Consider the following 25,165-nt stretch of genomic DNA (forward strand, 5'->3'; position numbering starts at 1 on the left):
TCCTTATCATTCCGCGTAGCGGGTCGGTCGCCGGTCCGTTCGGACCCTCGCGTCGCCGGCCAGCTTGCGGGAAAGTCGGGGAGGCGATAGGCGAGAACGCCATGAACGACCAGCCCCAAATTTCACGCCGCGACTCGGGTGTTTCCTCGGGTGATTTCGCCGCGACTCCGCCTTTCGCGGAGCCCGGCGTGCCGCATATCCGAACGCTCAACGTGCCCGGCATGCAGGCCCTATATGTCAAGGAGGTGCGGCGCTTTTTCAAGGTGCAGCTCCAAACAATCTGGGCACCGGCGATCACGACGCTTCTTTTCCTCGTCATTTTCACCGTTGCGCTGGGCGGTGCGGGGCGCACCGTGATCGGCGTACCCTTCGCCGATTTCGTCGCGCCGGGGCTGATCATGATGGCGATGCTGCAGAACAGTTTCGCAAACAGCTCCTTCTCGCTCCTGGTCGGCAAGATCCAGGGGACGATCGTCGACTATCTGATGCCGCCGCTCGCGGTGGGTGAACTGATCATCGCGCTGATCGGTGCCGCGGTGACGCGCGCGGTCCTCGTCGGCTGCGCGCTGTGGCTCGCGATGCTGCTCTGGCCGGGGGTGCATGTGATGCCCGATCATCTGTGGGCGGTCGCGGTGTTCGGCATTCTCGGTGCGGCGATGCTCGGCTTTCTCGGGCTGATCACCTCGGTCTGGGCGGAGAAGTTCGACCACGCCGCCGCGGTGACCAATTTCGTCGTGACGCCGCTGGCGCTGCTGTCGGGAACATTCTACGCGATCGACCGGCTCGCGCCGATGTTCCAGGGCATCGCGCACGCCAACCCCGTCTATTATGCGATCATGGGCTTCCGCTACGGCTTCATCGGTACCGTCGATTCGACGATTGCGAACCCGATCCTGACCGCGATCCTCGTACTGGTCGGGGTCAATCTGGTGCTGGGTCTGCTGACCTATCGCCTGCTCGCTTCGGGCTGGAAGCTTAAAGCCTGACCGGCGTACTTAGTGGCGGTGGATTGCGCGGAGGCGGTAGCGGCCGCGCTCGATCCCGTCGAACATCGCCTCGATCTGCGGATGTTCGACCGGGCCGCGATCGCCGTCGGCGACCAGATTCTGCTGGCTGACATAGGCGATATAGGACGAATCCTCATTTTCGGCGAGCAGGTGGTAGAAGGGCTGTTCCTTTGCCGGACGCATGCCCTCGGGAATCGCTTCATACCATTCGTCGCTGTTCGCGAAGACCGGGTCGATGTCGAACACGACGCCGCGGAAATCGAACATACGGTGGCGCACGATGTCGCCGGGCGCGAAGGTCGCGCTACCGATCAGCGGCGGGTTGATGCCGCCGGTGTCCAGCGAGGACTCGGAGAGGGATTTGAACGTCATATGATGAATCTATGACGATCCCGCAGCGATTCAAGTGGGATATGACGCCGCACCGCCGCGACCATGGCCGGCCCGCAGGCGCGGCGGCATGATCATGGTCGGTAGGAAAATGGAGGAGAGTGAGGGATTCGAACCCTCGGTACCGTTGCCGGCACTTCGCATTTCGAGTGCGACGCTTTCGACCACTCAGCCAACTCTCCTCGCTGAGGCAGACGCCCCTAGCGGTGGCTGCCGCGTCTGGCAACCCCTGCGCGTGCCGCAAAGTTTTATTGAGGCAGAAGAATGAATAAAAATAAGTAGATAGCTGTCATTTTGGCAGCCAGGACGCGATGGTTAAGCACTTGCTAGCCATAGCCAATACTGCCATGAAGCCATCAGGAGAGTCCGGCTTCGTGGGGAGGCGGCGAATCTCCACGTTTGATGGAAGCGCGTGCGATGGGTCGAAGCGCGCATTTCCGTTTCGATCGAAGTTTTGAGTGGGACTATGCCCCGCCGCCCGGCCACCGGTCGGCAAGCGATCGGGGCGATTATGGGGGAACATCTATGAACAGATACATGCTTCGCGGCTTGCTCGCCGCCTTTGTGGCGATGCTCGCCATTCCGCTCGCGACGCCCGCCTCGGCGCAGGCGACGCGCACCTGGATCTCGGGTGTCGGCGACGACGCCAACCCGTGCAGCCGCACCGCGCCGTGCAAGACTTTCCAGGGCGCGATTTCGAAGACCGCCGCCGGCGGCGAGATCAACTGCATCGATCCGGGCGGTTTCGGCGCGGTAACGATCACCAAGTCCATCGCGCTCAACTGCGACAATGTACTGAACGGCGTGCTGGTGTCGGGTACCAATGCCATCATCGTCAATGCCGCGGCCACCGACGTCGTCGTCCTCAGCGGCTTCGACCTCCAGGGACTCGGCACCGGGCTCAACGGCGTGCGTTTCCTCGCCGGCGGCGGCCTGCACATCAAGAATTCGACGATCCGCGGCTTTCGGGGGGCGGGTGCCTTCGGGATCAACTTCGCCCCGACCTCGGCCACAGGAGCGACGCTGACCGTCGACAATGTCGTGCTCGTCGAAAATGGTGCCTCGTCGGGCGTTACTGGCGGCATTTTGGTGCAGCCGGCGGCGAACGTCGCGGCGAACATCCTGATCGCGAACAGCCGGCTTGCCGACAACAATCGCGGCGGCATCCGCATCGATGCGAGCGCTGCGGGTTCGAGCGTCAAGGGCACGATTTCGGGCAGCGAGGTCACCGACAGCCAGATCGGCATCTATGTCCGCTCGGCGGCCGGCGGCGGCACGGCGAACATCACACTGGTCGACACGGTCGTGACCGGCAACGGCAGCACGGGCGTGATGTCCGAAGACGCGCTGGCGACGATCAACGTCAGCGGCAATACGATCACGCAGAACGGCAATGGCGTGCGTTCGCTGACCGGCGGTAATCTCGTCAGCTTCAGCGACAATGTGCTCGTGTCGAATGGCACCAACGGCACCTTCACGGCGACTGCGACCAAGCAGTAACCTTCGCCGATCGGCAATGAAAACGGGCGTCCGGCCGAGCCGGGCGCCCATTTTCGCGCCTGCCGTCTGCGCATCAGGTCTCTCGCAATTTCACTTCGCTGATGTGCCGCTTACCGCCGCTGCGGCCGAGTTGGACGAAGACATCGACCGTCGAGTGCACATAATGATGCACGTCGGCACGCGCGAGCTGGCTGCCCGCCTGGAGCACGAGCAGGGTAAGCTGCTCGATCGCGCGTTCGGGGCTGTCGGCGTGGATCGTCGTCATCGACCCCGGATGGCCGCTGTTGACCGCGCGCAGGAAGGAGAAGGCTTCGACCCCGCGCAATTCGCCGAGGATGATGCGGTCGGGGCGCAGGCGCAGCGAGGCGCTGAGCAGGTCCTCGGCGCTCGTATGCGTTTCGCCGAGCGCGCTGCGGGCGGCGAGCAGACCGACCGCGTTGGGATGGTGGATGGTGATTTCGGGCGTATCCTCGATCAGGATCAACCGCTCGCGTTCGGGGATCTCGCGCAGCAGCGCGTTGAGGAAGGTCGTCTTGCCCGACGAGGTGCCGCCCGAGATCAGGACATTCTTGCGGTTCTGGACCGCGGCGCGGAGCAGCTCGGGGATGTCGCCGGCATCGAGCAACTCGTGCAGCCGCCGGTCGAGTTCGTCCTTGTCGCCGATCCGCCCGGTCTTCGTCGCCGCAAAAGCGCCGCTGTCGGCATAATCGTCGAGCCGCAGATCGGGCGACACATGCTTGCGGATCGCAAGCACCATGCCGCCGCGCGTCGCGGGCGGCGCAACGATCTGGACACGCGCGCCATCGGGCATCGTCGCCGAGAGCAGAGGATGTTCGCGGCTGATCCCCTGGTGCGACAGCGAGGCGATCTGGCGCGCGAGCCGTTCGAGCAATTGCTCGGTGAGTGCGGGCAGTTCGTGCGTTTCGATCCTGCCGGTCAGCGATTCGGCCCACGCCTCGCCGGGCCGGTTGATATAGATGTCGGTGACATCGTCGCGCGCGAGTAGCGGCGCCAGCGGCGCGAGATAGCTGCGGAAATAGACGCGGTCGTCGGGCAGGGCCGCGACATTGCTCATCAGCGGCGCTCGACGCCCGAGAAGTCGAGGTCGCGCGCGACGAAGACCGAGATACTGGTGCCCTGATCGACTTTCAGCGTGGGTGCGATCGTCGCGGGCTGCGGGCGCTGCGCCCCGGTGCCGCCGGGCAGGATCACGACGGGCGAATTGGTCGCGCTGGCTGCCGCGTTGACCCCGATGTCGAGCACCGACTGCAGGATCGCCTCGCCGAAGCGCGAAAAGAAGTGGCTGTTGACCTTTGCCTTGATCCCGCCGCGCCCGAGTGGATCGCCCGACGGCGAGTTGAGCTGGATCGTCGCGCCGTCCGGGCGGATCAGCCGCGTCCAGGTGATGAAGGCGCGCTTCTGGCCCTGCGTCGCTTCGGAGCGATATTCGCCGATCAGCCGGCTGCCGCGCGGGATGAGGATGCGGCTGCCGTCGAAGCCGCGCACGTCGCGCGAGACGACCGCGCGCGAGAAACCGGGGCGCGAGCTGTCGAGCGGGGTTTCGAGCACCGCGGGGATCAGCGAGCCCTGGACGACCGTGGTACCGCGGTTGGCGAGCACGCCGGCGCGGACACGGCCTGCTTCGGCGGGGCCGGCGCCGCGCTGCTGGGTGTCGCCGTCATTGCCTTGCGATCCGGCCGCTGCGGTACCGCCGGCGCCATCGTAGACGAGCACCGATCCGGCGCCGACCGCGCGCGGCGGCGGTTGTGGCGGGTCGTAGCCCTGCGGCGGGCCCAACGGCGCGGGCTGCGGCATATAGACGACCTGCGGCGGTCCGGGCGGCGTGCTGGGCGCCGCCGGGGCGGGCGTATCGACGAATGGCGCGGGCAGCGGTTCGGGCGGCTGCGGATAGTCGGGCAGCGCGAGCGGCGGCGGCGCGGAAATCATCGCGACCGGCCCGCCGGTCACCGCGGGCGCTTCGGCGCCCTGCCGCCGGCCTTCGAGGATCACGAACAGCAGCACCGCGGCCAGCAAGGCGAAGCCGACGAGCAGCGGGGTCGGCAAGCCTTGGCGCGGGCGGCGCACGACCGGGGCGTTGTCGGGCGCGGCGCCGGGCGTTTCGGGAACGGTGGTGTCAGTCATTTAACGCGCGCCTGGCTGCGGCGGACGGCACGCGCGAGCTTGCCGTCGAGCCGGAAGACGAGGCGCGGGACGACCTCGTCGATGGTGAGGATGCCGTCGCGCATCATCGCGTCGACCAGCTTTTCCTGCCCGAGCTCGTCGACGGTGTAGACCGCGGGGAGCGTCGCGTCGGCGTCCCATTGCATGAAGGTGCGCAGCCCATCCTCGCTGATCGCCGAGGGGAAGAGCTCGCGCGTGCCCGTGAGCTTGTAGAGCCCTTGGTCGACGCGCTGTTCGTCGGGCGGGGTCGAGACCGGCGTCGGTTCGGGGTAGACGAAGCGCACGATCTGCGCGTCGCCGGCGCCGCCGTTCGACGGCGCGAGCTCGAACAAATAGGTGCGCGTGCCGGTCACCACGGTCATGTTAGTGGTGATGCCATATTGCAGCGGCTTGACGAAGATGCGGTCGCCGCGGCGGCTGGGTGCCACCTGCCAGGCGCTGCTGTCGCCGAGCGCGATATTCTCGATCGTCTCGTCGGCCGATATTTCGACCGTGAGCTGGTAGCCGGGCGCCGCGCTCAGGCGGACGACCTTGCCCTCGGCATAGGTCACCGCCTGGATCGACGGATCGATGCCGACCGGCACCGGATCGACCTGCGCCAGCGCGGGCAGGGCGAACAGCGCCGTGGCAAGAAGGGCGGCCGAGCGGATCACAGCGTGACCTGCGTCCCGTCGGGCAGCACCTTGACCGTGTCGCCGCGGCGCGGGCGGTTCGACGGGGGCGGCTGCGGCAGCGCACCGCCCTCGACCGCCGCCGGTGCGGCGGGGTTGCCCGGTCCCGCGACCGGAGTGGCCACTGGTACCGCAGCAGGCAGCATTTCGGGATCGCGGCGATAGCGCAGCACCTGGAAACCGAGCGGGTTGAACACCCGGTCCTCCTGCTTCATCGGCTCGCCCGAATAGCGATAGCGGATCGTCGCGACCCAGCTTTGCGCGGGCTGCCAGTCGCCGGTGGCGTCGCGGCGGCGCGTGTCGAAGCGGATCAGCGCGACATTGGCGCTCACCGGCGACACGCTCTTCACCTGCGTCTCGACGACGGTTCCGCGCGGATATTTGACCAGTGGGCTCGCCGCGCTGCCCGACTGCATCAGCGTCAGATAATCGCTGCGTGCGCGGTCGGCGGACCACAGCGCGACCTTGCGATAGTCGTTCTGCACCGAATCGACGTCGTAATTCTCGCGCGCGATGACGTACTGGACCAGGAAGCTTTGGGTCAGCGCGGTATCGCCGCTCACTTTCGCCGGCGCGAGCGGATTGAGCGCCTGGACGTAGCCGGTGTGGCGATCGACGAGCAAAGTATAGGGCTCGACGGTCTTGAGCGGCGTCAAAAAGACGAGCGCCAGCGCCTCGCACAGCGCGATCGCCGCCGCGACCGATGCGACGATCCACGCGGTGCGCCGCGACTTGGTCAGCTCGGTATGACGGTCGGCACCCCAGCTTTCGGCGGCCTGCAGATACTCTTCGCGGTTCTGTTTCATGTCCTGTTTCATCTAGCGTGTGTCCCGCCGGCTGCCGCTGGTCGAGACGCGGCCCGTGGTACGGCGGCGCGCGGGCGTGTCGCCGCCGGTGTCGGCGGAGGCGCGCTGCGCATCGCGGCTGGCCGCGGTTCCCGACGCCGCGCTGGCGACGGCGCGCGCGCGGTCGTTGCCGCCGCCGCGACTGGGTCCGGTGGAAGCCTCGCGGCGCTGCATCGCTTCGACGGCATCGACGATCACCGCCGCGCGCGAACGCGGGTCGTTGCGGTCGGCGGGTTGCGTCGCGGCACCGCGGTCGGCGCCGCCACCGCTGCCGCGCATCGAGGCGGGCAGATAGTTCTGCGCCCATTGCCACTGCGGTAGGCGCAGCCCTGCGGCGACGTAGAAAGAGACGCAGAGGATCGCGAGGGTGACGAAGGCGAAGACGATCGACAGCGCGAGCAATTCGGTCGCCGAACCCTGGATCGAGTAGCCCGAGGCACGCAGGTTGATCAGAGTCACGACACGTGGCTGGACGATGGCGGTCTCGACCGCGAGGACGAGCGAACTCGCGGTGGCGCCGAGGGTCAGCCCGATCAGCCCGCGCAGCCAGCCGCCGAATATCCCGCGCGTCGCGTCGAAAAGCAGGAAGGCGATGAAGAGCGGACCGAGTGCGAGCAGGATTCCCGCAGCGAGCCGGGTGAGCGCGACGCTGCCCAGCGCGCCGGCAAGGAAACCCATGCGCGCGGCGCCCAGCGCCTTGGTCTCGTAGGTGGTATCGGGTTCGATGCCCTCGCTGTCGGACACGCCGGCGCGCGCGGGCTCGCTGCCGACGCCCCAGGCGTTGAGCGTGCGCAGCGCGCGGTCGGTTTCGGACAGGCGCGTCGAAAGCGAGGTGTCGCTGCCCGCCAGCGAGGCGGCACCGCCGACGGCCGCACCGATCTGCGCGGGCGTGTCGATTGCTACGTCGTAGATCAAGGTACGGAAAGACGGCCAGCTTGTCGCGAGCGCGACGACGATGCCGATCTTGGCGAAGATCAACAGGCCGCCGCCGAGGTCGGGGCCACGCCCCGCGAACATGCGATAGCCGATCAGCGCGATGAAGATCGTGAGCATCGCGGTCAGGAAGGCAGCGATGCCCGATCCCGGTCCGGACAGGGCTAGATAGCCCGCATTGCCGATCGTCTGCGCCTGGCATTCGATCGCCGCGAGCGTGCCGCTGATGAAGCTGTCGGCCGACAACGGGACGGGGCAGGGGGCGAGCGCGATCGTCATGCGACCGCCAGCAGGCGCGACATCCACACGCCCGGATCGTCGCCCGCGGTCTCGCGGATCTGGTCGAGCAGTCGCACCGTACGCTCGCGGCCCGAAAGGATCGTCAGCATGTCGCGCTCGCCGGTCAGGTTCAGCCGCACGACGACGCTGTCGTTGCCATGCTTGACGAGGAAGCAATGCGCGTCGTCGGGCAGGGTGCGGATCAGCTGATATTCATGCTCGGTCAGCCCGAAGCCGTCCATATAATCGGCGGCGCGCGCCTTGGGGTTCGCCATGAAGATCTGCGTCGCGACCTGTTCGATCAGCGCGCTCGCGATCTTGCTTTCAAGCGCGTCCTGCGCGCTCTGCGTCGCGAAGCCAACGATGCCGTTGCGCTTGCGGATCGTCTTTTCCCAATCCTTGATCCGGCGGACGAAGACGTCGTCGTCGAGCGCCTTCCAGCCCTCGTCGACGACGATGATCGTCTCTTCGCCGGTCAGCCGTTCCTCGACGCGGTGGAAGAGGTACATCATCGCCGGGGTGCGCATCGCGGCATCGTCGAGGATGACGGTCATGTCGAAGCCGATCGTCGCGCTCTCCATGTCGGTCAGGTCCTCGACATTGTCGAACAGCCAGGCGCGCTCGCCGTCGCCCCACCAGGGACGCAGCCGCGACCACATGTCGTCGGCGCGCGGGCGATGGCCGCCGCGGAACAGCTCGGCGACATGGCGCAGGCGGCGGTGCGCGGGCGGCTGCGCATAGCTCGCGTCGACCGCATCCTTGATCTGCGCCATCTCCTCGATGCTGGCGCCGCCGACGAGCTGCGCGAGCCAGTCGATCAGGAACTGGCGGTTGACCGGCGTATCGTCGAGCTGGAGCGGATTGAGCCCGCTCGCGACGCCTGGGCGCAACTGGTCGTAGCGCCCGCCGATCGCGCGGATGAACAGCTCGGCGCCGCGATCCTTGTCGAAGAAGATGATGCGCGGGTCGAAGCGGCGCGCCTGCGCGAGCAGGAAGTTGACGACGACGGTCTTGCCCGACCCCGACGGCCCGATGACGGTGAAATTGCCGAGGTCGCCCTGGTGGAAGTTGAAATAATAGGGGCCGGCGGCGGTGGTCTCGAACACCGTCACCGCCTTGCCCCAGACGTTTCCGTCCGCGCGGCCCGCGGCGAAATTATGGCCGCTCGCGAGGCCGGCGAAATTGGCCGACGAGATCATGCCGCGGCGGACGATATATTTGAAATTTCCCGGGAATTGCGACCAGAAGGTCGGTTCGAGCGCGATATCCTCGCGCACCGAGATGATGCCGAGCTCGGCAAGCGACGCCTGGACGTCGGCGATATTGGCGCTGACTTCGGCTTCGTTCGCGCCATGCACGGCGATCGTCATATGGTGCTCGCCGAAGGCTGCGCGCCCCGCGGCGACATCGTCCTTGGCGCGCGAGAGCTGGTCGCGCAGGCTCAGCGCCTCGTCCTCGGTCGAGCGCATGCGGCGGAGCGCGAGGTTCATCTTGCCGAGCGCGGGCTGGCGATCGACGAAGGCGAAGCTCTGCGTCATTACCATCTCGAACGGCAGGCGCAGCAACTCGTCGAACATGCCCGTCGCGGTCGACGAGGGATAGTCCTTGATCGCCACCATGCCGACGAAGCGACGCCCGGCATCGCCCGCCGGCCCAAGCTCGATCGTCTCGGCCCCGAAACTGATCCGGCGATCGGGCAGATAGTCGCCGGCGTCCTGGTGCGGCGCGAGCAGGCGGCGCGGCTTGCCCGAATAGAGCTGGCCGAAGAATTCGAGCGGTTCGGAACATAGCCCCTGGTCGCTGTCGTAGAGCCCGAGCAGTTCGGGCTGGTAGCTGCCGAGCTGCGCCATCAGCGCCTCGCGCGCGGTGTCGAGCAGGCGCAGCTCCTGCGCCATCGTCGCGCGATAGTCCTGCCCCGTCTGGCCGAGCCAGCCCGACAGACGGTCGAGTAGCCCCATGCGCCCCGGCGCCGGGCGGCGGACGAGGGTGAGGTAGAGGTCGTTGCGGTAGAGCTGCTTGGTCGCGAGCCGCGCCCGCCAGCGCGCGTCGAGGCCCGCCGAAAAATCGTCGCCGAACTCGCCGTCGAGCTCGACGCTCGCCTCGCGCCGGACGACATGGTGATAGAGCGCATAGCGCGACGATCCGATCGCCTGCAGCATCGCGTCGCGGAGCAGCTTGCGGTAATTGAGTTCGTCGCTGTCGGCGGTTTCGAAGAGAATGCCGCGCAGGCGGATGACCTGCATCAGCAGGCCGTCGCGCGTCTCGATCGTGTGATCGTCGGCATGACGGGCATAGGGCAGATGCTTGCCCGCCGGCACCTCGCCGTCACTCGCCGCCGGGCGGGGTTTCAGGGACGATAGGAGTTGCACTGCCAGGTCTTGAAATTCTTGACGCGCGGACAGCGGCTGACCTTGGTCAGCCAGATGTCGAAGAAGCGCGGCTCGCGGAGGCACAGCAAGGCACCGGCCATATGGACGATGACCGCGCCGACCAGCGCCCAGGGCGAGCGGAAGATGAGGAACAGCTCGGTCGCGACGATCGCATTGATCACGAAGAAGCTGTAGGTGACGCCCGCGAACATCTGCGGCCGCGTCAGCGCCACAAACAGAGGATCGCGGTCGAGGTCGCTCATGGCGGCGCTCCTAGAGCCCGCTTCCCGAGGCCGACTGGATGCCTGCAACGATGCTTGCGGCGCCGAAGAGGATGAAGCAGCCGAGGATCACCGTCGCGCCATAACGCCAGTTGATCCGCCCGGTGAGCATCAGGAAGCCGACCGAGGCGACCGCGATGATCGCGACGACGGTGGCGACGGTGCCGAGCAGGGTGCCTTGCAGCCAGCGCACAGCGTTGACGATCGCGCCCGAACCCTCGGGATCGGGCAGGGCGGTCGCCGCATGCGCGCTCGCCGCATGGAAAAGCGTCGTTACCGAAGCCGCAATTGCCGCAAGTCTGGCCCTCATCTTACGCAAATCTATCCCCCCGGCCCGCAGGCCTCAGCATTCCCCAAGCCTAAATGTCTATAGGCAAAGGGGTTCGTCGCGCAAGGGCGATGCGGTGTGCGGGGAACAGCTCGCCGTTTCGTAGAGGGACGCGATTTGTTCGGTAAAGACCGTAGCCCTGAGCCTGTCGAAGGGCGCTTTCCAGGGAGGCGCCCTTCGACAGGCTCAGGGCTATGGCTTTGGAATAGGTTCAGCGGGGCGCCGACGGAGAATCCGTTTCCCACCAATAGGGCGCGCGCTTGCGATCACCCGTGTCGACCTCGTTCATCGTCAGCGGGTCGTAGAGCCGCCCGCCGAGCATCACGCGGTGGATCTTCTCGGTGTTGCGGATGTCCGCCGTGGGATCGGCGTCGAGGATCAGCAGGTCGGCGAGCTTGCCCGCCTCGAGCGAGCCGACATCCTTCGCATAACCCAGCGACTGCGCGGGCAAGATCGTCGCGGCGCGGAGCGCATCGATATTGCCCCAGCCGCCGCGCACGAACGACCATATCTCCCAATGCGCGCCGAGCCCCGCCTGCTGCCCGTGCGCGCCGATCGAGACGTTGCGCCCGGCGGCGGCGATCTTGCCCGCCTCGCGCGCCGAATCGTCGTCGACATAATCACCCTCGGGAGCGATCACCCGGCGCTTGTTGTTCGCGGCGAGTTCGGTCGGCGGGATATGTTTCGTCAGGATCGGATGCTCCCACACATTGGTGTGGGCGCGCCAATAGGGGTCGCCCGCGGGGCCGCCATAGGTGACGACGAGCGTCGGCGTATAGTCGACCGTCGTCTGGCCCCAGAGCTGTACCAGATCCTTGTAGAAGATGTGCAGCGGGATATTGTGCTCGACGGTCGAATTGCCGTCCTGGATCAGCGTCAGGTCCATGGTGTAGAGCGAGCCGCCCTCGGGCACGACCTCCATCCCCTCGGCCTGCGCGGCTTTCACGACCATCTGGCGCTGTTCGCGGCGCGGCTGGTTGTAGTTCTTGACGCTGTGCGCCCCCTGCGCCTTCAGCCGGCGGACGTGGGCCAGCGCGTCGTCATAGCTGTTGATCTCGGCATAGACCCCCGCGGCCTTGGCGCCATAGATGATCTCGCCGGTCGAGAAGATGCGCGGCGCGAGGATCAGCCCCGCGCGCTGCATTTCGGACGAGGGAAAAATCTCCGACGCGCGCGACGAAGGATTGTGGCTCGTCGTCGTACCCATCGCCAGATTGACGATTTCCGACCAATTCTGCTGCGGCACGAGTTCGTCGTCGCCGTGCGAGCCGTGCGCATGCGCATCGATGAATCCGGGAACGATCGTCTTGCCGGTCGCGTCGACGGTGACCGCACCCGCGGGCACGCTGATCGAGGCGAGCGGGCCGACCGCGGTGATGCGGTCGCCCTCGATCACGATCGCGCCATTGTTGATGATGCCGCCGTCCTTGTCGGCCATCGTGACGATGCGCGCGCCGGTGATCACCACCGTACCCTTGGGTTTAGCCGCCGCCTGCGTCATCGCGAGCGAGACGCCGTCGGTCGGGGGCGTGAATTTCGGCGCCTTCTCGTCCGCTGGGGCATTGAAGAACAGGCTGGCCAGATCGGCGCTGAACAGCGTCGCGCCGCGGCTCCAGTGCAGCTTCCGCCCGCCGTCGGACCAATGGATATAGTCCGCCCCGCTGCCGCTGACGCGCGTCACCGGCAGGGCGCCGCTCTTGGTGCCGAGCGAGACGTCCTGCCCGCCGGGCATCAGCGGCGTGACATAGGCGTCGTAATTCTGGCGGAAGGCGAGCATGCGGCCGTCGGGCGAAATCTCGTAATCGCTGACCAGTTCGCCGCTGGCGTGGACGCGCTTGTCCTGCCCATGCAGGTCGGTGCTGACCAGCTGGCTCTTGCCGTCGGCGGCGGCGACCATGAACAGGCGGTCGTTGTCGCTGCCGAATTGCGGCTTGGCGCCGTCCGAACTGACGCGTTCGGGCGTGCCGCCCGCTACGGCGACGCGGTAGACGCCGGGGTCTTCGCTCCATTTGCCCGAGGTCAGCCCGCCGCTGGCGCGGCGTTCGAAGGCGATCGTCTTGCCGTCGGGCGAGAAGCGCGGTTCGGCATAATGGCCGGGAACGCCCGTCACCTTGCGCGAGGCGCCGCCCGCGGCGGGGGTGACATGGATTTCGCCGAGGCCGGCGTCGGTCCAGCGGACGAAGACGATCGACTTGCCGTCGCGCGACCAGCTGGGCCACGCCTCCATCGCATCATCCTTCGCCGCGGTCAGCCGCCGCGCGGTGCCGCCGCTCGCGGGCTTGGTCCAGAGCTTGCCCAAAGTTTCGAACACCACGGTGCGGCCGTCGGGCGAGACTTCGGCCCAGCGCGGCATCTTGGTGGTGAAGCGGTCGGGCGCAATCTCGACCGTCGGATGCGTCGCATCGACGATCACGCGGTCGTCGCCGATCGCGAAAGGAATGACGCGTGCCTCGCCGCCATCGATGCCGACGCGGCGCAGCTTGCCACCGGCCCAGAACACGACGTCCTTGCTGTCGCGGGTCCACGCCATGTTCGGATAGACGCCGGTGACCGCCCAGGTTTCCTGGACGTCCTGGTCGAGCGCGTCATAGACCTTGCGCTCGCTGCCCGAGGCGAGATCCTTCACATAAAGCTTCGACATCGCGCCTTCGCGGCGGACATAAGCAAGCTTCTTGCCGTCGGGCGAGGGGGTGGGACGAACCGCGCCACCCGCGCCCGAGGCCGCGGTGCTCGTCTCGCCATCCTCGAGGTTGTAGCGCTCGATGTGGAACAGGTCGCTGTTGCTGTCCTGCGCATATTCGAAGATCGGTCCGGGGGTGACGTTGCGCGTGAAATAGACGCTCTTGCCGTCGGGTGCGAAGATCGGCTCGCCGAGTTCCTTCTGATGCTTCTCATTGGGTTTCTTGACCAGCGGCACGCCCGCGCCGCCCGAGACATGGTACATCCACACCTCGCCCGTGCCGAGCGAACGCCCGGTGGTGAAATGCTTCTTCGCGACGATGAACTGGCCGTCGGGCGACCAGCTCGGCTGGTTGAGCAGGCGGAAATCCTCCTTCGACAGCTGCACCTTGCCGCTGCCATCGCGGTTCATCAGCCAGATATTGTCGCCGCCGCCGCTATCGGAGACAAAGGCGATGCGGCTGCCGTCGGGCGAGAAGCGCGGCTGATGCTCATAGGCGAGCCCCTCGGCGATGCGCGTCGGCGTGCCGCCCTCGATTGCCATGGTGTAGATATCGCCGAGCAGGTCGAAGGCGATCGTCCGCCCGTCGGGCGCGACATCGACATTCATCCAGCTGCCCTCGTCGACCGCGATCGGGACCTTGCGCGTCGTCATGCCGGGCGGCGCGTTGACGTCCCACTTCTCGTTCTTCTCCTCCTCGGCGGGCGCCGGCGCGGTTTGAGCGAAGACCGAAGTCGAGCAGGCCAGCGACATGGCCAGGGCGAGTGCAACGCGCGCCATTTTAGTTTCCCCTGTTGAAATTATGATGCGACCATATGGCTTTGGCGCGCGAGTGCAAGCGCGGGGTTTCGACGAAGGCGCTGGCGGGGTCGACGAGCGGCTGCTAGCCGCAAGCGACAATAAGGGAGAGGAGGCTTCATGCCGCTCAAGGGCATCCGGGTACTCGATTTCGGCCGCTATATCGCCGGGCCTTATGTCGCCGCCTTGCTCGCCGACTACGGCGCCGACGTGATCCGGATCGAGGGGCCCGCCGGTAACGAGGATCGCTTTTCGGTGCCGGTCGCCGACGACGGGTCGGGGGCAATGTTCCTGCAGATGAACCGCGGCAAGCGCTGCCTGACGCTGAAGCCGGGCAGCGACGAGGGGCGCGTGATCGTGCGCAAGCTCGTCGCGACCGCCGATGTGGTGATCGCCAACATGCCCGACGACGCGCTGGAGAAGCTGGGGCTCGACTATCCGACGCTCGCGGCGCTCAATCCACACATCATCCTCGTCACCGCCTCGGCCTTCGGCAGCGAGGGGCCGCTGGCGCAGCATGTCGGCTTCGATGTGGTGGGGCAGGCGATGTCGGGCGCGGTGCATATCGGCGGCCGCGATGGCGCGCCGGCCCGCGCGCAGGTCAATTATGTCGATTTTACCACCGCGCTGCATTGCGCTTTCGGCGTCATGCTGGCGTTGCGCGAACGCGAGGCGACAGGGAAGGGGCAGCGCGTTTCGGGATCGCTGCTCGGCACCGCGCTCGCGATCACCAACGGGCTGACGATCGACCATGCGCTGAACGGAATCGAGCGCGGGATGATGGGCAATCGCGCCTTCAGCTCGGCGCCGACCGATATCTTCGCGACGCAGGACGGCTGGATCATGACGCAGGTCGTCGGCAACCCGATCTTCGCGCGCTGGGCGCAGCTGGTCGGGCGGCCCGATCTGGCCGACGATCCGCGCTTTGCAAACGATATTTCGCGCGGCGGGCATGGGGAAGAACTAAGCGCCGTGATGGCCGAATGGTGCGTGGCGCGGAGCAATGCGCAGGCGCTGGACGAACTCGGCGCGGCCAAGGTGCCCGCGGGGCCGGTGCTCAAGCCGTCCGAAGCGCTTGCGCATCCGCAGGTCGCGGCGACGCGGCTGGTCGATGCGATGGATTATCCGGGCGCATTCGGCGCGGCGCCGGTCGTCCGGACGCCGATCACTCTGTCAGCGACCGACAAGGCCGCGCCCACGCGGGCTCCGCGCGTGGGCGAGCATAGCGATGCGATTCTGGCGGAGATCGGTTACGACGCCGAAGCCATTTCGGCTTTGCGTGCGCAAGAGATTATTTGACTCGCCGCCGCTGGACGCCGCCACATCGCGTGATTACATACCGAGCAGTACACAATCTGACGTAGGAGTGCCCCGATGAGCGACGCCACCGATTATGTTCCGCCGAAGGTCTGGACCTGGGACAAGGAAAGCGGCGGGCGCTTCGCCAATATCAACCGGCCGATCGCAGGACCGACGCACGACAAGGACCTGCCGGTCGGCAAGCATCCGCTCCAGCTCTATTCGCTCGGAACGCCGAATGGCGTCAAGGTCACCGTGATGCTCGAGGAACTGCTCGCAGCGGGACACAGCGGCGCCGAATATGACGCTTGGCTGATCAACATCGGCGAGGGCGACCAGTTCTCGAGCGGCTATGTCGCGATCAATCCGAACAGCAAGATTCCCGTGATGGTCGACCGCAGCGGTGCCGATCCGATCCGCATCTTCGAATCGGGTGCGATCCTGATCCATCTGGCGGAGAAGTTCGGTGCCTTCCTGCCGACCGAAACCGCCGCGCGCGCCGAAACCCTGTCGTGGCTGATGTGGCAAATGGGGAGCGCGCCCTTCCTCGGCGGCGGCTTCGGGCACTTCTATGCCTATGCGCCGTTCAAGCAGGAATATCCGATCAATCGCTATGCCATGGAGGTGAAGCGCCAGCTCGACGTGCTCGACCGGCGGCTGGCGGAGAGCGAGTATATCGCTGGCGCCGATTACACGATCGCCGATATGGCGATCTGGCCCTGGTACGGCGCGCTCGCCAAGGGGCTGGTCTACGAGGCGGGCGAATTCCTGCAGGTGCAGGACTACAAGAATGTCCAGCGCTGGACCGATGCCATCGCGACGCGCCCTGCGGTCAAGCGCGGGCGGATGGTCAACCGCGTGATGGGCGATCCGGCAAGCCAGTTGCACGAACGGCACGATGCGAGCGATTTCGATCTGCGCACCCAAGATAAATTGGGGTTGCCGGACGAGAGCTGACCTATTCGGACCAAGTTGCTGAAATAATTGCCGTGGCTGCCTTTGACATCGGCGTAATATCGGTTAACCTCTTGCGGCTTGGGGCATCGGGATGGGGGGCATGACTGTGTTGCGCAGGTCAATATTCATATCGGCGTCGGCGGTGGCGATCGGTTTCGCCAGCTTGGCCTCCCCCGCGTCGGCGCAGGATAATTATCTCGGCCAGTTGCTGAAACTCGGCGGCAATTTCTGTCCGTTGGGGACACTCCGCGCCGACGGCAGCCTGCTCAGCATCGCGCAGGAAACCACGCTCTACGCGCTCTATGGTACGACCTATGGCGGCGACGGCGTGACTACCTTCGCTCTTCCGGACCTGCGCGGTCGGACGTCGATGAATCAGGGGCAGGGGCCGGGACTGACGAGCCGCGTCATCGGGCAGACGGGCGGCACCGAAACCAATTTGATGACGATCGCGAACATGCCGCGGCATGAGCATACCGCGCTGGTGCGCACGACTTCGGCGGCGGGTGATTCGCAGCGCGCCTTTCGCAACCTGTTCGGCACCACGCCCGCGAACAAATATGTCAGCGGCACCGCGCCCAATGCGCAATTGATCAACCGCGACACGGTGATCATCCGCAACACCGGCGAGGGCCAGCCTTGGGATCACCGCGCGCCGACGCTCAGCATCACCTGGTGTGTCGTGAACGCCGGGATTTTCCCGTCGCAGAACTGAGCGGCGAGGCGGCTTTTCGGGGCCGGCCAAGGGGCAGATAGGGGAGTATCATTATGCGGCACATGAAATCTTTGGCGTTTGCCGCCGCATCGGGGATCGCGATCGCGGCGGCCTCGCCCGCGGCGGCGCAGCAGTTTTTCATCGGTCAGGTTATCGAGACCGGCACGAATTTCTGCCCGCGCAACTTCGCTTCGGCTGCCGGGCAGCTATTGTCGATCCAGCAGAATACGGCGCTCTTTTCGATCCTCGGCACGATGTATGGCGGCAACGGGGTCACCACCTTCGCGCTGCCCGACATTCGCGGGCGCATGATGGTCGGTTTTGGCCAGATGCCTGGCGGCCAATTCTACACCTTCGGGGAGAGGGCTGGCCAGGAAACGGTCACGCTGACGACTTCGAACCTGCCGGCGCACTCGCATGTGGCGGTGTTCCAGACCGTCGATGCCAACACGAACGACAACAAGCCGTTTCGCAACGCCTTCGCAGTGACCCCCGACAACCAGTATAAGACACCGCCGGCGAGCGGGCCGGTGACCTTCGACGGCAATCTGCATAGCGCTACGATGGCGGTGCAGCAGACGGGCACCAGCGGCGTGCCGTTCCCGAACATGTCGCCCTTTATCGTGACGCAATATTGCATCGCGATTCAGGGCATTTTCCCGTCGCGCAACTGACCGGTGCCGGCGGGGCATCGAACGAAATAGGGACACTGGAGGCGGGCATGACGGGCAGGACGGCAATCAGGATCTTCACCATGGCGTTGATCGCGAGCGGGAGCGCGTTGGCGTATAGCGCGCCGGCCCATGCGGACGGGGTGGACCCCTATGTCGGCGAAATCATGCAGTTCGCCGGCAATTTCTGCCCGCGCGGCTGGGCGTTGGCGCAGGGGCAGCTGCTGTCGATCTCGCAGAATACGGCGCTTTTCTCACTGCTGGGCACCACTTATGGCGGCAATGGTCAGACGACGTTCGCGCTCCCCAATCTGTCGGGCCGCGCGATGAATTATTATGGATCGGGGTCGGGGCTGAGCGGCTATTCCATCGGCGAGGAGGCCGGGGCCGAGACGACGACGCTGACCGTCGACAATCTGGCGAAGCACGATCACCGCGCCGGCATCCAGACCGCCAATGCGATCGCCAATTCGACCACCGCGAATGGTAACGCGCTGGGCGTTTCGTCGAACAACAGCTTCCTGTCGGGGACCGACCCGGTCGGCAATCTGATGGACCGCACCATGGTTCAGGTCGGGGTGACCGGCGGCTCGGTGCCGGTGACCAACCGGCCGCCTTATCTGGTGATGATGCATTGCATTGCGCTGCAAGGGATTTTCCCGGCGCGCAACTGACGTTCCGGCCCGCTGTCCGGGGCCGCAAAAAGAATGAACGGGTCGATCGGTGCCGCCATTTCCGGCGGTGCTTGGCGTATGTGACTTTCTAGGAGGAGGCGGAATGATGATGTTGCGCAAATCATATCTATTGGCGACGGCGGCGGCCGTCGCGGGAACGCTGGGGGCCGCCTCGGCGGCGAACGCCCAGGACAATTATGTCGGGGAGATTCTCAAGGTCCCCTATAACTTCTGCCCGCTCGGCACCGACGAAGCCGATGGGCAGCTGCTGGCGATCTCGCAATATGGTGCGCTTTACGCGCTCTACGGCACGACCTTTGGCGGCGACGGGGTTACCACCTTTGCGTTGCCGAACATGCAGAGCCGCATGTCGATCCATACGGGGACCGGAACTGGCCTGACCGCGCGCGTGCTGGGCCAGTCGGGCGGCACCGAGACCAACACCCAGACGATCGCGACGATGCCGCGCCACGAGCATGTCGCGCTGGTGCGCACGACGAGCACGGCCGCGAATGCGACATCGCCTGTCGGCAACAAGCTCGGCACGACGCCCGCGGCCAAATATGCCAACAGCGCGCCGAACGCGCAGCTGATGAATCGTGAGAGCATCCTGATCAACAGTGCCGGTGGGGGGCAACCCTATGACCACCTGCCGCCGACGCTGACGATTCGTTATTGCGTCGCGCTCGAGGGCATTTTCCCGTCACAGAATTGAAGCTTGTCGCGCCGCTTTGAGGGCGCGCGCACATTCAAGGGGTTATGACAATGCGGTACAAGATTTCGATGTTGGCAGCGGCCAGCACCTTCGCCTTTGCGGGCACCGTGCCCGCGACGGGGCAGGATTATTTCATCGGCCAGGTGATCGAAACGGGTGCGGGTTTCTGCCCGCGGAACTTCCTCGAGGCGAACGGTCAGATATTGGCGATCAACACCAATGCGGCCTTTTTCTCGCTGCTCGGCACAACCTATGGCGGCAACGGCGTTTCGACGTTCCAGCTGCCCGACCTGCGGGGACGCATGCTGCTCGGCGACGGGCAGGGACCGGGGCTGTCGAATTATACCCAGGGACAAGTCGGTGGGCTGGAGAATGTGTCGCCCACGATCGCCAACCTGCCCAGCCACACCCATCCGGGCATCATCCAGACGGTGACCGGCGCGGGCAACCAGCGCATCGTATTCCGCAACAGCTTCGGCGTGACGGCCGACAATCAATATGTCAGCGGCACGCAGGCGGCGTTCGACGGCAACCTTGAAGCCACCACGCTCGCGGTCCAGAAGAGCGGTACCGACGGCGTGGTGGTACCCAATATGGCGCCGTTCCTCGTCACCCGCTATTGCATCGCGCAGTCCGGGATCTTCCCGTCGCGCAACTGATGCGCGTGGGCGCACATCATGACATCCAGACATCGGAGGCGGATATGAAACGCACTGGCAATCTTCGGAAATTCACCCTGGCGCTGGCGCTGGGGGGCAGCACATTAGGCTATTCGGCGCCGGCATCGGCGGACGGGCTCCAGCCCTATCTCGGGCAATTCATGCAGGTCGGCTTCAACTTCTGCCCGCGCAATTACACGCAGGCGGCGGGCCAGATCCTGTCGATCGCGCAGAATACGGCGCTTTTCTCGCTGCTCGGCACGAACTATGGCGGCAACGGCCAGACGACCTTCGCGCTGCCCGACCTGCGCGGCCGCGCGGCGGTGCATGTGGGGCAGGGCCCCGGTCTGTCGCCTTACGACCTGGGTCAGGTGACCGGCAGCGAGACGACGACGCTGACCAGTTTGAATATGGCGCCGCACAATCATCGCGTTGGCGCGCAGACGGCCAATGTGGCGGCCAATCAGACGGCGGCGAACGGCAATTCGCTCGCCGTCCCGGTCAACCCCGGCTATGCGGCGCCGCCGCCCGATCCCTCGGGGAATCTGATGGACCCGGGCAGCGTCCTGGTGCAGCCGACGGGCAATTCGATCCCGCTGCCGAACCAGCCGCCCTATCTGGTAATGAGATGGTGCATCGCGACGGCGGGGATTTTCCCGGCGCGCAACTGATCGTTGCGGTCTGGGTTGTCAGCCGGGCCGGGCGGATTGGAGCAAGGATCGCGGCGAGGCGGAGACCCGCCCCGCTGCGGTCCTGCCATTGACTCTGGTTAAATTTCGGTTAGCCTTTCGCCCGGGTTATCGAGGTGGGGGACTGAGCGATGGCTATCGCGCGTAAATCGCATTTTTATCTGTCTGCGGCGGCGGTTCTCGTCGGGGGGCTCGGTATGCCCGGAACCGCCCAGGCGCAGCTCTCCTATCTCGGCGAGATCATGAAGTTTGCGGGCAATTTCTGCCCGCGCGGAACGGCGGAGGCGAATGGCCAGCTGCTTTCGATTTCAGCCAACACCGCGCTCTTCTCGCTCTACGGCACCACTTACGGCGGCGACGGGATTACCACTTTCGGGCTGCCGAACATGGCTGGGCGCTATTCGATGCATCTCGGCCAGGGGCCGGGGCTTTCCAACTACGCTCAGGGCCAAAGCGGGGGCACCGAAACCACGACGCTGACCGAAAACCAGATGCCGCGGCACGAACATACCGGGCTGGTCCGCACGACCAGCGCGGCGGGCAACAATGGAGGTGCATTCCGCAACATCTTCCCGACGACGCCGGCGAACAAATATGTCAATGGTACCGCGCCGAACGCGCAGTTGATGAACCGCGAGACGGTGATCATCCGCAACACCGGCAGCAACACGCCTTTCAACCACCTGCCGCCCTATCTGGCCATTCGCTTTTGCGTCCTTACCGAAGGGATTTTCCCGTCACGCAACTGACGGCGTCGCCGCCGCGGCGGCAAATGGGGCTTTGAGGGGAGTTTTACGATGCGGCATTTGAAAACGGCGATGACGGTGGCGGTCGGTTTCGGCGCGCTGGGGACTGCGGGGCCGGTGGCGGCGCAGGATTATTTCCTCGGCCAGATGATCGAGGTGGGCGCCAATTTCTGCCCGCGCGGCTGGATCGAGACCAATGGGCAGATCCTGTCGATCGCGCAGAACACAGCGCTTTTCTCGCTGCTCGGCACGACCTATGGCGGCAATGGGCAGACGACCTTCGCACTGCCCGACATTCGCGGGCGGATGGTCCTCAACCAAGGGCAGGGACCCGGACTTCCGCTCTATTCGATCGGCCAGGTGGCGGGCGCCGAGAGCCAGACGCTGACGATCAACCAGATGGCCTCGCACACCCACGAAGCGGTATTCCAGACGGTGAATCAGAATGCGGCCACGACGATTCCGTTCCGCAACTCCTTCGCGGTGACGAGCGATTTCCAATATTCGAATGTGGTCCAGTTCGATGGCGCGCTGAATGCCGCGACGCTGGCGGTGCAGAAGGCGGGTGGGTCCGATGCGGTGGCGAACATGTCGCCGTTCCTCGTCAATCGCTATTGCATCGCATTGCAGGGGATTTTCCCGTCGCGCAACTGAGCCTTTGGCGGTTGCGCGGATGAAACAGGATAAAGTTGGAGGCGGGATATGACACGCATGGGGGCAATCGGGAAATTTTCGGCGGCGGCGCTGCTCGGCACGTCGGCGCTGACGGTGGCGACGCCGGCCACGGCGCAGATCGAGCCGCTCATCGGGCAGATGATGCAGGTGGGGTTCAACTTCTGCCCGCGCGGCTGGGCGACCGCCGCCGGCCAGATCTTGCCGATCGCACAGAACACCGCGCTCTTCTCGATCCTCGGGACCACCTATGGCGGCAACGGCCAGACGACCTTCGCGCTGCCCGACCTGCGCGGGCGGGTCGCGGTCAATCAGGGTAGCGGCCCGGGCCTGTCGCCCTATGTGCTGGGCCAGGTCGGCGGGAGCGAGACCGTGACGCTGCTGCCTGCGAACCTGCCCAAGCACGACCACCGCGGCGGCATCCAGACCGCCAACGCGAACGCCAACGCCACCAGCGCCAATGGCAATGCGCTCGGCGTTTCGTCGAACAACAGCTTCATCGCGCCGCCCCCCGATCCAGCGGGCAACCTGATGGATCGCACGATGGTCCAGATCGCGCCGACGGGCGGCTCGCAGCCGATCTCCAACCGGCCGCCTTATCTGGCCGTGAACTGGTGCATTGCGCTCGAAGGGATTTTCCCGTCACGGAACTGAGCCTGCCCTGATTCTGCGGCGGGGCTCGCTGCACAAAGGAGGTCGCGCTGCCCACCAGCGCGGCCTTTTTCGTATGTCCAGCGTTTCGCGCGCGGAGCAGCCGAAATGCGGGTTTGACGCCGTTTCCGCGCCGAGCGTCGCAGGGTTCCGTTAACCCGCGATCGACCGATGCCCAAGCGGGCCCGGTTTTCCGCCATTTCCGCTCCTCGGCGCCCATCCACGGCGTCGCGCGATTCTTCGTATTTTGCGTAAAATCGCTGGCGTCGTCGGCAGCGATGCCTTTCACGGACCGCGTGCCACGATCCCGGCATGATCAATATCGTTCGCCATCTCCTGTCGCCGCCCTCGCTCCGTCGCCACGCGGCCGTGTTGCGGCGCTGCGAAAGCGGCACCGCGATGATCGAGACCGCGATCCTGCTGCCGCTGTTCCTGATGCTGCTCCTCGGCATCATGATCTACGGCCAATATTTCATGCTCGCGCACAGCGTGCAGCAGGCGGCGAACGATGGCGCGCGCGCCGCGATCACCGGCCTCGACGCCGCCGACCGCCGCGCGGTCGCGGTGCGGGCAGTCGACCGCAGCATGCACGGCGTCGGGGGATACCGCAGCGAACTGCGCGACGTCGCGGTCTCCGAAACCATCGACGCGATCACCGTCGATTTGACCTACCGTGTTCCCGAAAGCAGCCTGTTGCGCAATTCACTCGTCCCGTCGCCGGGCGAAGAGATCCGCGCCAGCGCGACCTTCGAACTGCCGGCCGAATGATGCGCGCGCTTCTCTCTTCGCTGCATCGCGACACGCGCGGGACGATCAGCATCGCCGCCGCCTTTGGCCTGACGATGTTGATCGGCGCGGCGGCGCTGGCGGTCGACGTCGGCGCGCTGCATCTCGACCGCCGCAAGCTGCAGGGGATCGCCGACGCCGCGGCGATGGCCGCCGCCGCCAAGCCGGGAGAGGAACGCGCCGCTGCCGAGCGCATCATCGCGGCCAATTGCGACTGCGGCATCGCCATCGCATCGATCACCCGCGGCAATTATGTCGCCGATGCCGGGGTGGTCGCCGAGCAGCGTTTCACCGAGGGCGGGGCGTCGCCCAATGCGGTACGCATCGTGCTGACGCGGTCGCACCCGCTGTTCTTCGGGCGTTTGATAACCGGCCGCAGCAGCAATGTGATCAGCGCGCGCGCCACGGGGTCGCGGCGTGGCTATGCCGCCTTTTCGCTCGGCTCACGTGTGGCGGCAGTTAGCGGCGGCGTGCCCAACGCGATCCTGTCGGCGCTGACGGGCAGCGAACTCAGCCTGTCGGCGATGGACTATAACGCGCTGGCGAGCGCCGATGTCGACCTGCTCGCCTTTTCGGAAGCGCTGCGGACCGAGATCGGGGTCGAGGCGCTGACCTTCGGCCAGACGCTGAACAGCCAGGTGACTTTGCCGCAGGTGCTGTCGGCGCTCGCCGAGGCAAGCGGAGGCAGCGCCGCGCCGGTCATCGCGCATATGGCGGCGCGCGCGGACCCGACGACATTGATCCCTGCATCGGCGATCGACCTCGGTCCACGTCACGCGAGCGCGCGCGTCGATCCTGCCAACCCCGTGCGCGTCAATCTGCTCAGCCTGATGCGCGCGATGCTGGTCACGGCCTCGGCCGATCGCCAGGTCGACCTCGACCTCGTCAGCGGCCTGCCCGGCGGGTCGCATATCAAGGTGGGGCTGATCGTCGGCGAGCCGCCGGCCAACTCGCCGCTGATCGCGGTCACCGACGATAATGAGGTCGTCGTCCGCACCGCGCAGGTGCGGCTACGGGTCGATGCCAAGGTGGCGACCCCGCTCGCGACGGTCGAGATTCCCATCCTCGCCGAACTCGGGTCGGCGGCAGCACGCATCTCGGACATCGACTGCAGCAAGGGAAGCGACGAGGCAGTGACGCTGGCGGTGACGACATCGCCCGCGATGCTCGCGATCGGCAGCGTCAGCGACGCCGATTTTGGCGACATGCAGCGCCCGCTCGATCCGAAGAAGGCGCGGTTGCTCAAGCTCCCGCTCGCCAGCGTCGATGCCGAGGCCGAGCTTTTCTTGTCCGATCTGGAGGAAAAGCCCGTCGCCTTTTCGCGCGACGATATCGCCGACGGGACCGTCAAGACGGTGTCGAGCACGGGGCTGGTCGCCGGGGCGGCCAAGTCGCTCTCCGACCGCATGACGTTGACCGGAACTGTTCTGGGAATCGGCTTGAATCTGGGAGCGTTGAAGGCCCTCGTCGCGCAAACGGTCGCTACCGCCGCGCCGGTCCTCGACGGCATGCTCGCACAGATCACCGGGGTGCTCGGGGTCCATGTCGGTCAGGCCGACGCGCGCGTCAACGCGCTGCGCTGCGGTCAGGCGCGGCTGGTCGGTTGATCCGTTACTGACCAAGGGAGCCGATCGACGGTCGCTGGCGTCCCATAAGAGGGAATGAGTGG

The 25,165-nt window shown here is 66.0% G+C and carries 25 protein-coding genes and 1 tRNA gene; 15 read left to right on the forward strand and 11 right to left on the reverse strand.

What is annotated here, in order from left to right; all coding sequences use genetic code 11:
* The first annotated feature begins 101 nt into the window (after positions 1-101).
* On the forward strand, positions 102-986 hold the full coding sequence (locus tag AC1RNQ_RS18140; RefSeq protein WP_493173375.1) for an ABC transporter permease: 885 nt from the start codon (positions 102-104) through the stop codon (positions 984-986).
* Between the two features lie 9 nt (positions 987-995).
* Here AC1RNQ_RS18140 and hspQ read toward each other — a convergent pair whose 3' ends face one another.
* On the reverse strand, positions 996-1,379 hold the full coding sequence (gene hspQ / locus AC1RNQ_RS18145; protein WP_493173377.1) for a heat shock protein HspQ: 384 nt from the start codon (positions 1,377-1,379) through the stop codon (positions 996-998).
* 110 nt (positions 1,380-1,489) lie between these two features.
* Positions 1,490-1,579: transfer RNA gene (locus tag AC1RNQ_RS18150), tRNA-Ser, on the reverse strand.
* Positions 1,580-1,922: 343 nt separating this feature from the next.
* Here AC1RNQ_RS18150 and AC1RNQ_RS18155 point away from each other — a divergent pair.
* Positions 1,923-2,897 carry a right-handed parallel beta-helix repeat-containing protein gene (locus AC1RNQ_RS18155; RefSeq protein ID WP_493173379.1) on the forward strand — a complete coding sequence of 325 codons (975 nt, stop codon included), beginning with the start codon at positions 1,923-1,925 and terminating at the stop codon, positions 2,895-2,897.
* A gap of 73 nt (positions 2,898-2,970) precedes the next feature.
* On the opposite strand, the gene virB11 is transcribed toward AC1RNQ_RS18155, so the two are convergent.
* From virB11 to AC1RNQ_RS18200, 9 genes are all read right to left on the reverse strand, one after another.
* The gene (virB11, locus tag AC1RNQ_RS18160; RefSeq protein ID WP_493173381.1) at positions 2,971-3,972 is read right to left on the reverse strand and encodes a P-type DNA transfer ATPase VirB11; all 1,002 of its coding nucleotides are present in this window, start codon (positions 3,970-3,972) and stop codon (positions 2,971-2,973) included.
* Positions 3,972-5,039: a TrbI/VirB10 family protein gene (locus tag AC1RNQ_RS18165; RefSeq protein WP_493173383.1), complete on the reverse strand. Its 1,068-nt coding sequence runs from the start codon at positions 5,037-5,039 to the stop codon at positions 3,972-3,974. The genes virB11 and AC1RNQ_RS18165 overlap by 1 nt, the downstream gene beginning before the upstream one ends.
* Positions 5,036-5,731 (reverse strand): TrbG/VirB9 family P-type conjugative transfer protein, encoded by a 696-nt coding sequence (locus AC1RNQ_RS18170; protein ID WP_493173385.1) that lies wholly within the window; start codon positions 5,729-5,731, stop codon positions 5,036-5,038. Before AC1RNQ_RS18170 ends, AC1RNQ_RS18165 begins: the two co-directional genes overlap by 4 nt.
* Positions 5,728-6,555, reverse strand: a complete 828-nt coding sequence (locus tag AC1RNQ_RS18175) for a VirB8 family type IV secretion system protein (protein ID WP_493173387.1) — start codon at positions 6,553-6,555, stop codon at positions 5,728-5,730. The genes AC1RNQ_RS18170 and AC1RNQ_RS18175 overlap by 4 nt, the downstream gene beginning before the upstream one ends.
* A gap of 12 nt (positions 6,556-6,567) precedes the next feature.
* Positions 6,568-7,806 carry a TrbL/VirB6 family protein gene (locus AC1RNQ_RS18180; protein WP_493173389.1) on the reverse strand — a complete coding sequence of 413 codons (1,239 nt, stop codon included), beginning with the start codon at positions 7,804-7,806 and terminating at the stop codon, positions 6,568-6,570.
* Entirely contained in the window at positions 7,803-10,181 is a 2,379-nt protein-coding gene (locus AC1RNQ_RS18185) for a VirB4 family type IV secretion/conjugal transfer ATPase (RefSeq protein ID WP_493173940.1), read from the reverse strand. The genes AC1RNQ_RS18180 and AC1RNQ_RS18185 overlap by 4 nt, the downstream gene beginning before the upstream one ends.
* The gene (locus AC1RNQ_RS18190) at positions 10,154-10,438 is read right to left on the reverse strand and encodes a VirB3 family type IV secretion system protein (protein ID WP_493173391.1); all 285 of its coding nucleotides are present in this window, start codon (positions 10,436-10,438) and stop codon (positions 10,154-10,156) included. The genes AC1RNQ_RS18185 and AC1RNQ_RS18190 overlap by 28 nt, the downstream gene beginning before the upstream one ends.
* A 10-nt stretch (positions 10,439-10,448) precedes the next feature.
* On the reverse strand, positions 10,449-10,766 hold the full coding sequence (locus AC1RNQ_RS18195; protein ID WP_493173393.1) for a TrbC/VirB2 family type IV secretion system protein: 318 nt from the start codon (positions 10,764-10,766) through the stop codon (positions 10,449-10,451).
* A 229-nt stretch (positions 10,767-10,995) separates the two neighbouring features.
* Positions 10,996-14,244 carry an amidohydrolase family protein gene (locus AC1RNQ_RS18200; RefSeq protein ID WP_493173395.1) on the reverse strand — a complete coding sequence of 1,083 codons (3,249 nt, stop codon included), beginning with the start codon at positions 14,242-14,244 and terminating at the stop codon, positions 10,996-10,998.
* A 138-nt stretch (positions 14,245-14,382) separates the two neighbouring features.
* On the opposite strand from AC1RNQ_RS18200, the gene AC1RNQ_RS18205 reads away from it, so the two are divergent.
* The 13 genes from AC1RNQ_RS18205 (at position 14,383) to AC1RNQ_RS18265 (ending at position 25,103) form a co-directional block, all read left to right on the forward strand.
* Positions 14,383-15,561 carry a CaiB/BaiF CoA transferase family protein gene (locus tag AC1RNQ_RS18205; protein WP_493173397.1) on the forward strand — a complete coding sequence of 393 codons (1,179 nt, stop codon included), beginning with the start codon at positions 14,383-14,385 and terminating at the stop codon, positions 15,559-15,561.
* Positions 15,562-15,636: 75 nt separating this feature from the next.
* Positions 15,637-16,518 carry a glutathione-dependent disulfide-bond oxidoreductase gene (gene yghU, locus AC1RNQ_RS18210; RefSeq protein WP_493173399.1) on the forward strand — a complete coding sequence of 294 codons (882 nt, stop codon included), beginning with the start codon at positions 15,637-15,639 and terminating at the stop codon, positions 16,516-16,518.
* Positions 16,519-16,618: 100 nt separating this feature from the next.
* Positions 16,619-17,233, forward strand: coding sequence for a phage tail protein (locus tag AC1RNQ_RS18215; RefSeq protein ID WP_493173401.1), 615 nt, complete (start codon positions 16,619-16,621; stop codon positions 17,231-17,233).
* A gap of 53 nt (positions 17,234-17,286) precedes the next feature.
* Complete coding sequence (locus AC1RNQ_RS18220; RefSeq protein ID WP_493173403.1) at positions 17,287-17,907, forward strand: phage tail protein; 621 nt, start codon at positions 17,287-17,289, stop codon at positions 17,905-17,907.
* A 47-nt stretch (positions 17,908-17,954) separates the two neighbouring features.
* The gene (locus AC1RNQ_RS18225; RefSeq protein ID WP_493173405.1) at positions 17,955-18,578 is read left to right on the forward strand and encodes a phage tail protein; all 624 of its coding nucleotides are present in this window, start codon (positions 17,955-17,957) and stop codon (positions 18,576-18,578) included.
* Between the two features lie 103 nt (positions 18,579-18,681).
* Positions 18,682-19,293: a phage tail protein gene (locus AC1RNQ_RS18230; protein ID WP_493173407.1), complete on the forward strand. Its 612-nt coding sequence runs from the start codon at positions 18,682-18,684 to the stop codon at positions 19,291-19,293.
* A gap of 50 nt (positions 19,294-19,343) precedes the next feature.
* Positions 19,344-19,952, forward strand: coding sequence for a phage tail protein (locus tag AC1RNQ_RS18235; protein ID WP_493173409.1), 609 nt, complete (start codon positions 19,344-19,346; stop codon positions 19,950-19,952).
* 44 nt (positions 19,953-19,996) lie between these two features.
* Positions 19,997-20,623, forward strand: coding sequence for a phage tail protein (locus AC1RNQ_RS18240; RefSeq protein WP_493173411.1), 627 nt, complete (start codon positions 19,997-19,999; stop codon positions 20,621-20,623).
* Positions 20,624-20,838: 215 nt separating this feature from the next.
* The gene (locus AC1RNQ_RS18245) at positions 20,839-21,390 is read left to right on the forward strand and encodes a phage tail protein (protein WP_493173413.1); all 552 of its coding nucleotides are present in this window, start codon (positions 20,839-20,841) and stop codon (positions 21,388-21,390) included.
* 48 nt (positions 21,391-21,438) lie between these two features.
* Positions 21,439-22,041 (forward strand): phage tail protein, encoded by a 603-nt coding sequence (locus tag AC1RNQ_RS18250; protein WP_493173415.1) that lies wholly within the window; start codon positions 21,439-21,441, stop codon positions 22,039-22,041.
* A 48-nt stretch (positions 22,042-22,089) separates the two neighbouring features.
* The gene (locus AC1RNQ_RS18255; protein WP_493173417.1) at positions 22,090-22,713 is read left to right on the forward strand and encodes a phage tail protein; all 624 of its coding nucleotides are present in this window, start codon (positions 22,090-22,092) and stop codon (positions 22,711-22,713) included.
* Positions 22,714-23,022: 309 nt separating this feature from the next.
* Positions 23,023-23,478, forward strand: a complete 456-nt coding sequence (locus AC1RNQ_RS18260) for a TadE/TadG family type IV pilus assembly protein (protein WP_493173419.1) — start codon at positions 23,023-23,025, stop codon at positions 23,476-23,478.
* Positions 23,475-25,103, forward strand: a complete 1,629-nt coding sequence (locus tag AC1RNQ_RS18265; RefSeq protein WP_493173421.1) for a TadG family pilus assembly protein — start codon at positions 23,475-23,477, stop codon at positions 25,101-25,103. The genes AC1RNQ_RS18260 and AC1RNQ_RS18265 overlap by 4 nt, the downstream gene beginning before the upstream one ends.
* The last annotated feature ends 62 nt before the right edge of the window (positions 25,104-25,165 follow it).

Source organism: Sphingopyxis sp. GW821-FHT12F08, assembly GCF_058806755.1.

Excerpts from the sequence above, each read along its gene's own strand:
- AC1RNQ_RS18140 (WP_493173375.1), top strand. The coding sequence starts at position 102 with ATGAACGACCAGCCCCAAATTTCACGCCGCGACTCGGGTGTTTCCTCG.
- hspQ (WP_493173377.1), bottom strand. The coding sequence starts at position 1,379 with ATGACGTTCAAATCCCTCTCCGAGTCCTCGCTGGACACCGGCGGCATC.
- AC1RNQ_RS18155 (WP_493173379.1), top strand. The coding sequence starts at position 1,923 with ATGAACAGATACATGCTTCGCGGCTTGCTCGCCGCCTTTGTGGCGATG.
- virB11 (WP_493173381.1), bottom strand. The coding sequence starts at position 3,972 with ATGAGCAATGTCGCGGCCCTGCCCGACGACCGCGTCTATTTCCGCAGC.
- AC1RNQ_RS18165 (WP_493173383.1), bottom strand. The coding sequence starts at position 5,039 with ATGACTGACACCACCGTTCCCGAAACGCCCGGCGCCGCGCCCGACAAC.
- AC1RNQ_RS18175 (WP_493173387.1), bottom strand. The coding sequence starts at position 6,555 with ATGAAACAGAACCGCGAAGAGTATCTGCAGGCCGCCGAAAGCTGGGGT.
- AC1RNQ_RS18180 (WP_493173389.1), bottom strand. The coding sequence starts at position 7,806 with ATGACGATCGCGCTCGCCCCCTGCCCCGTCCCGTTGTCGGCCGACAGC.
- AC1RNQ_RS18190 (WP_493173391.1), bottom strand. The coding sequence starts at position 10,438 with ATGAGCGACCTCGACCGCGATCCTCTGTTTGTGGCGCTGACGCGGCCG.
- AC1RNQ_RS18195 (WP_493173393.1), bottom strand. The coding sequence starts at position 10,766 with ATGAGGGCCAGACTTGCGGCAATTGCGGCTTCGGTAACGACGCTTTTC.
- AC1RNQ_RS18200 (WP_493173395.1), bottom strand. The coding sequence starts at position 14,244 with ATGGCGCGCGTTGCACTCGCCCTGGCCATGTCGCTGGCCTGCTCGACT.
- AC1RNQ_RS18205 (WP_493173397.1), top strand. The coding sequence starts at position 14,383 with ATGCCGCTCAAGGGCATCCGGGTACTCGATTTCGGCCGCTATATCGCC.
- yghU (WP_493173399.1), top strand. The coding sequence starts at position 15,637 with ATGAGCGACGCCACCGATTATGTTCCGCCGAAGGTCTGGACCTGGGAC.
- AC1RNQ_RS18215 (WP_493173401.1), top strand. The coding sequence starts at position 16,619 with ATGACTGTGTTGCGCAGGTCAATATTCATATCGGCGTCGGCGGTGGCG.
- AC1RNQ_RS18220 (WP_493173403.1), top strand. The coding sequence starts at position 17,287 with ATGCGGCACATGAAATCTTTGGCGTTTGCCGCCGCATCGGGGATCGCG.
- AC1RNQ_RS18225 (WP_493173405.1), top strand. The coding sequence starts at position 17,955 with ATGACGGGCAGGACGGCAATCAGGATCTTCACCATGGCGTTGATCGCG.
- AC1RNQ_RS18230 (WP_493173407.1), top strand. The coding sequence starts at position 18,682 with ATGATGATGTTGCGCAAATCATATCTATTGGCGACGGCGGCGGCCGTC.
- AC1RNQ_RS18235 (WP_493173409.1), top strand. The coding sequence starts at position 19,344 with ATGCGGTACAAGATTTCGATGTTGGCAGCGGCCAGCACCTTCGCCTTT.
- AC1RNQ_RS18240 (WP_493173411.1), top strand. The coding sequence starts at position 19,997 with ATGAAACGCACTGGCAATCTTCGGAAATTCACCCTGGCGCTGGCGCTG.
- AC1RNQ_RS18245 (WP_493173413.1), top strand. The coding sequence starts at position 20,839 with ATGCCCGGAACCGCCCAGGCGCAGCTCTCCTATCTCGGCGAGATCATG.
- AC1RNQ_RS18250 (WP_493173415.1), top strand. The coding sequence starts at position 21,439 with ATGCGGCATTTGAAAACGGCGATGACGGTGGCGGTCGGTTTCGGCGCG.
- AC1RNQ_RS18255 (WP_493173417.1), top strand. The coding sequence starts at position 22,090 with ATGACACGCATGGGGGCAATCGGGAAATTTTCGGCGGCGGCGCTGCTC.
- AC1RNQ_RS18260 (WP_493173419.1), top strand. The coding sequence starts at position 23,023 with ATGATCAATATCGTTCGCCATCTCCTGTCGCCGCCCTCGCTCCGTCGC.
- AC1RNQ_RS18265 (WP_493173421.1), top strand. The coding sequence starts at position 23,475 with ATGATGCGCGCGCTTCTCTCTTCGCTGCATCGCGACACGCGCGGGACG.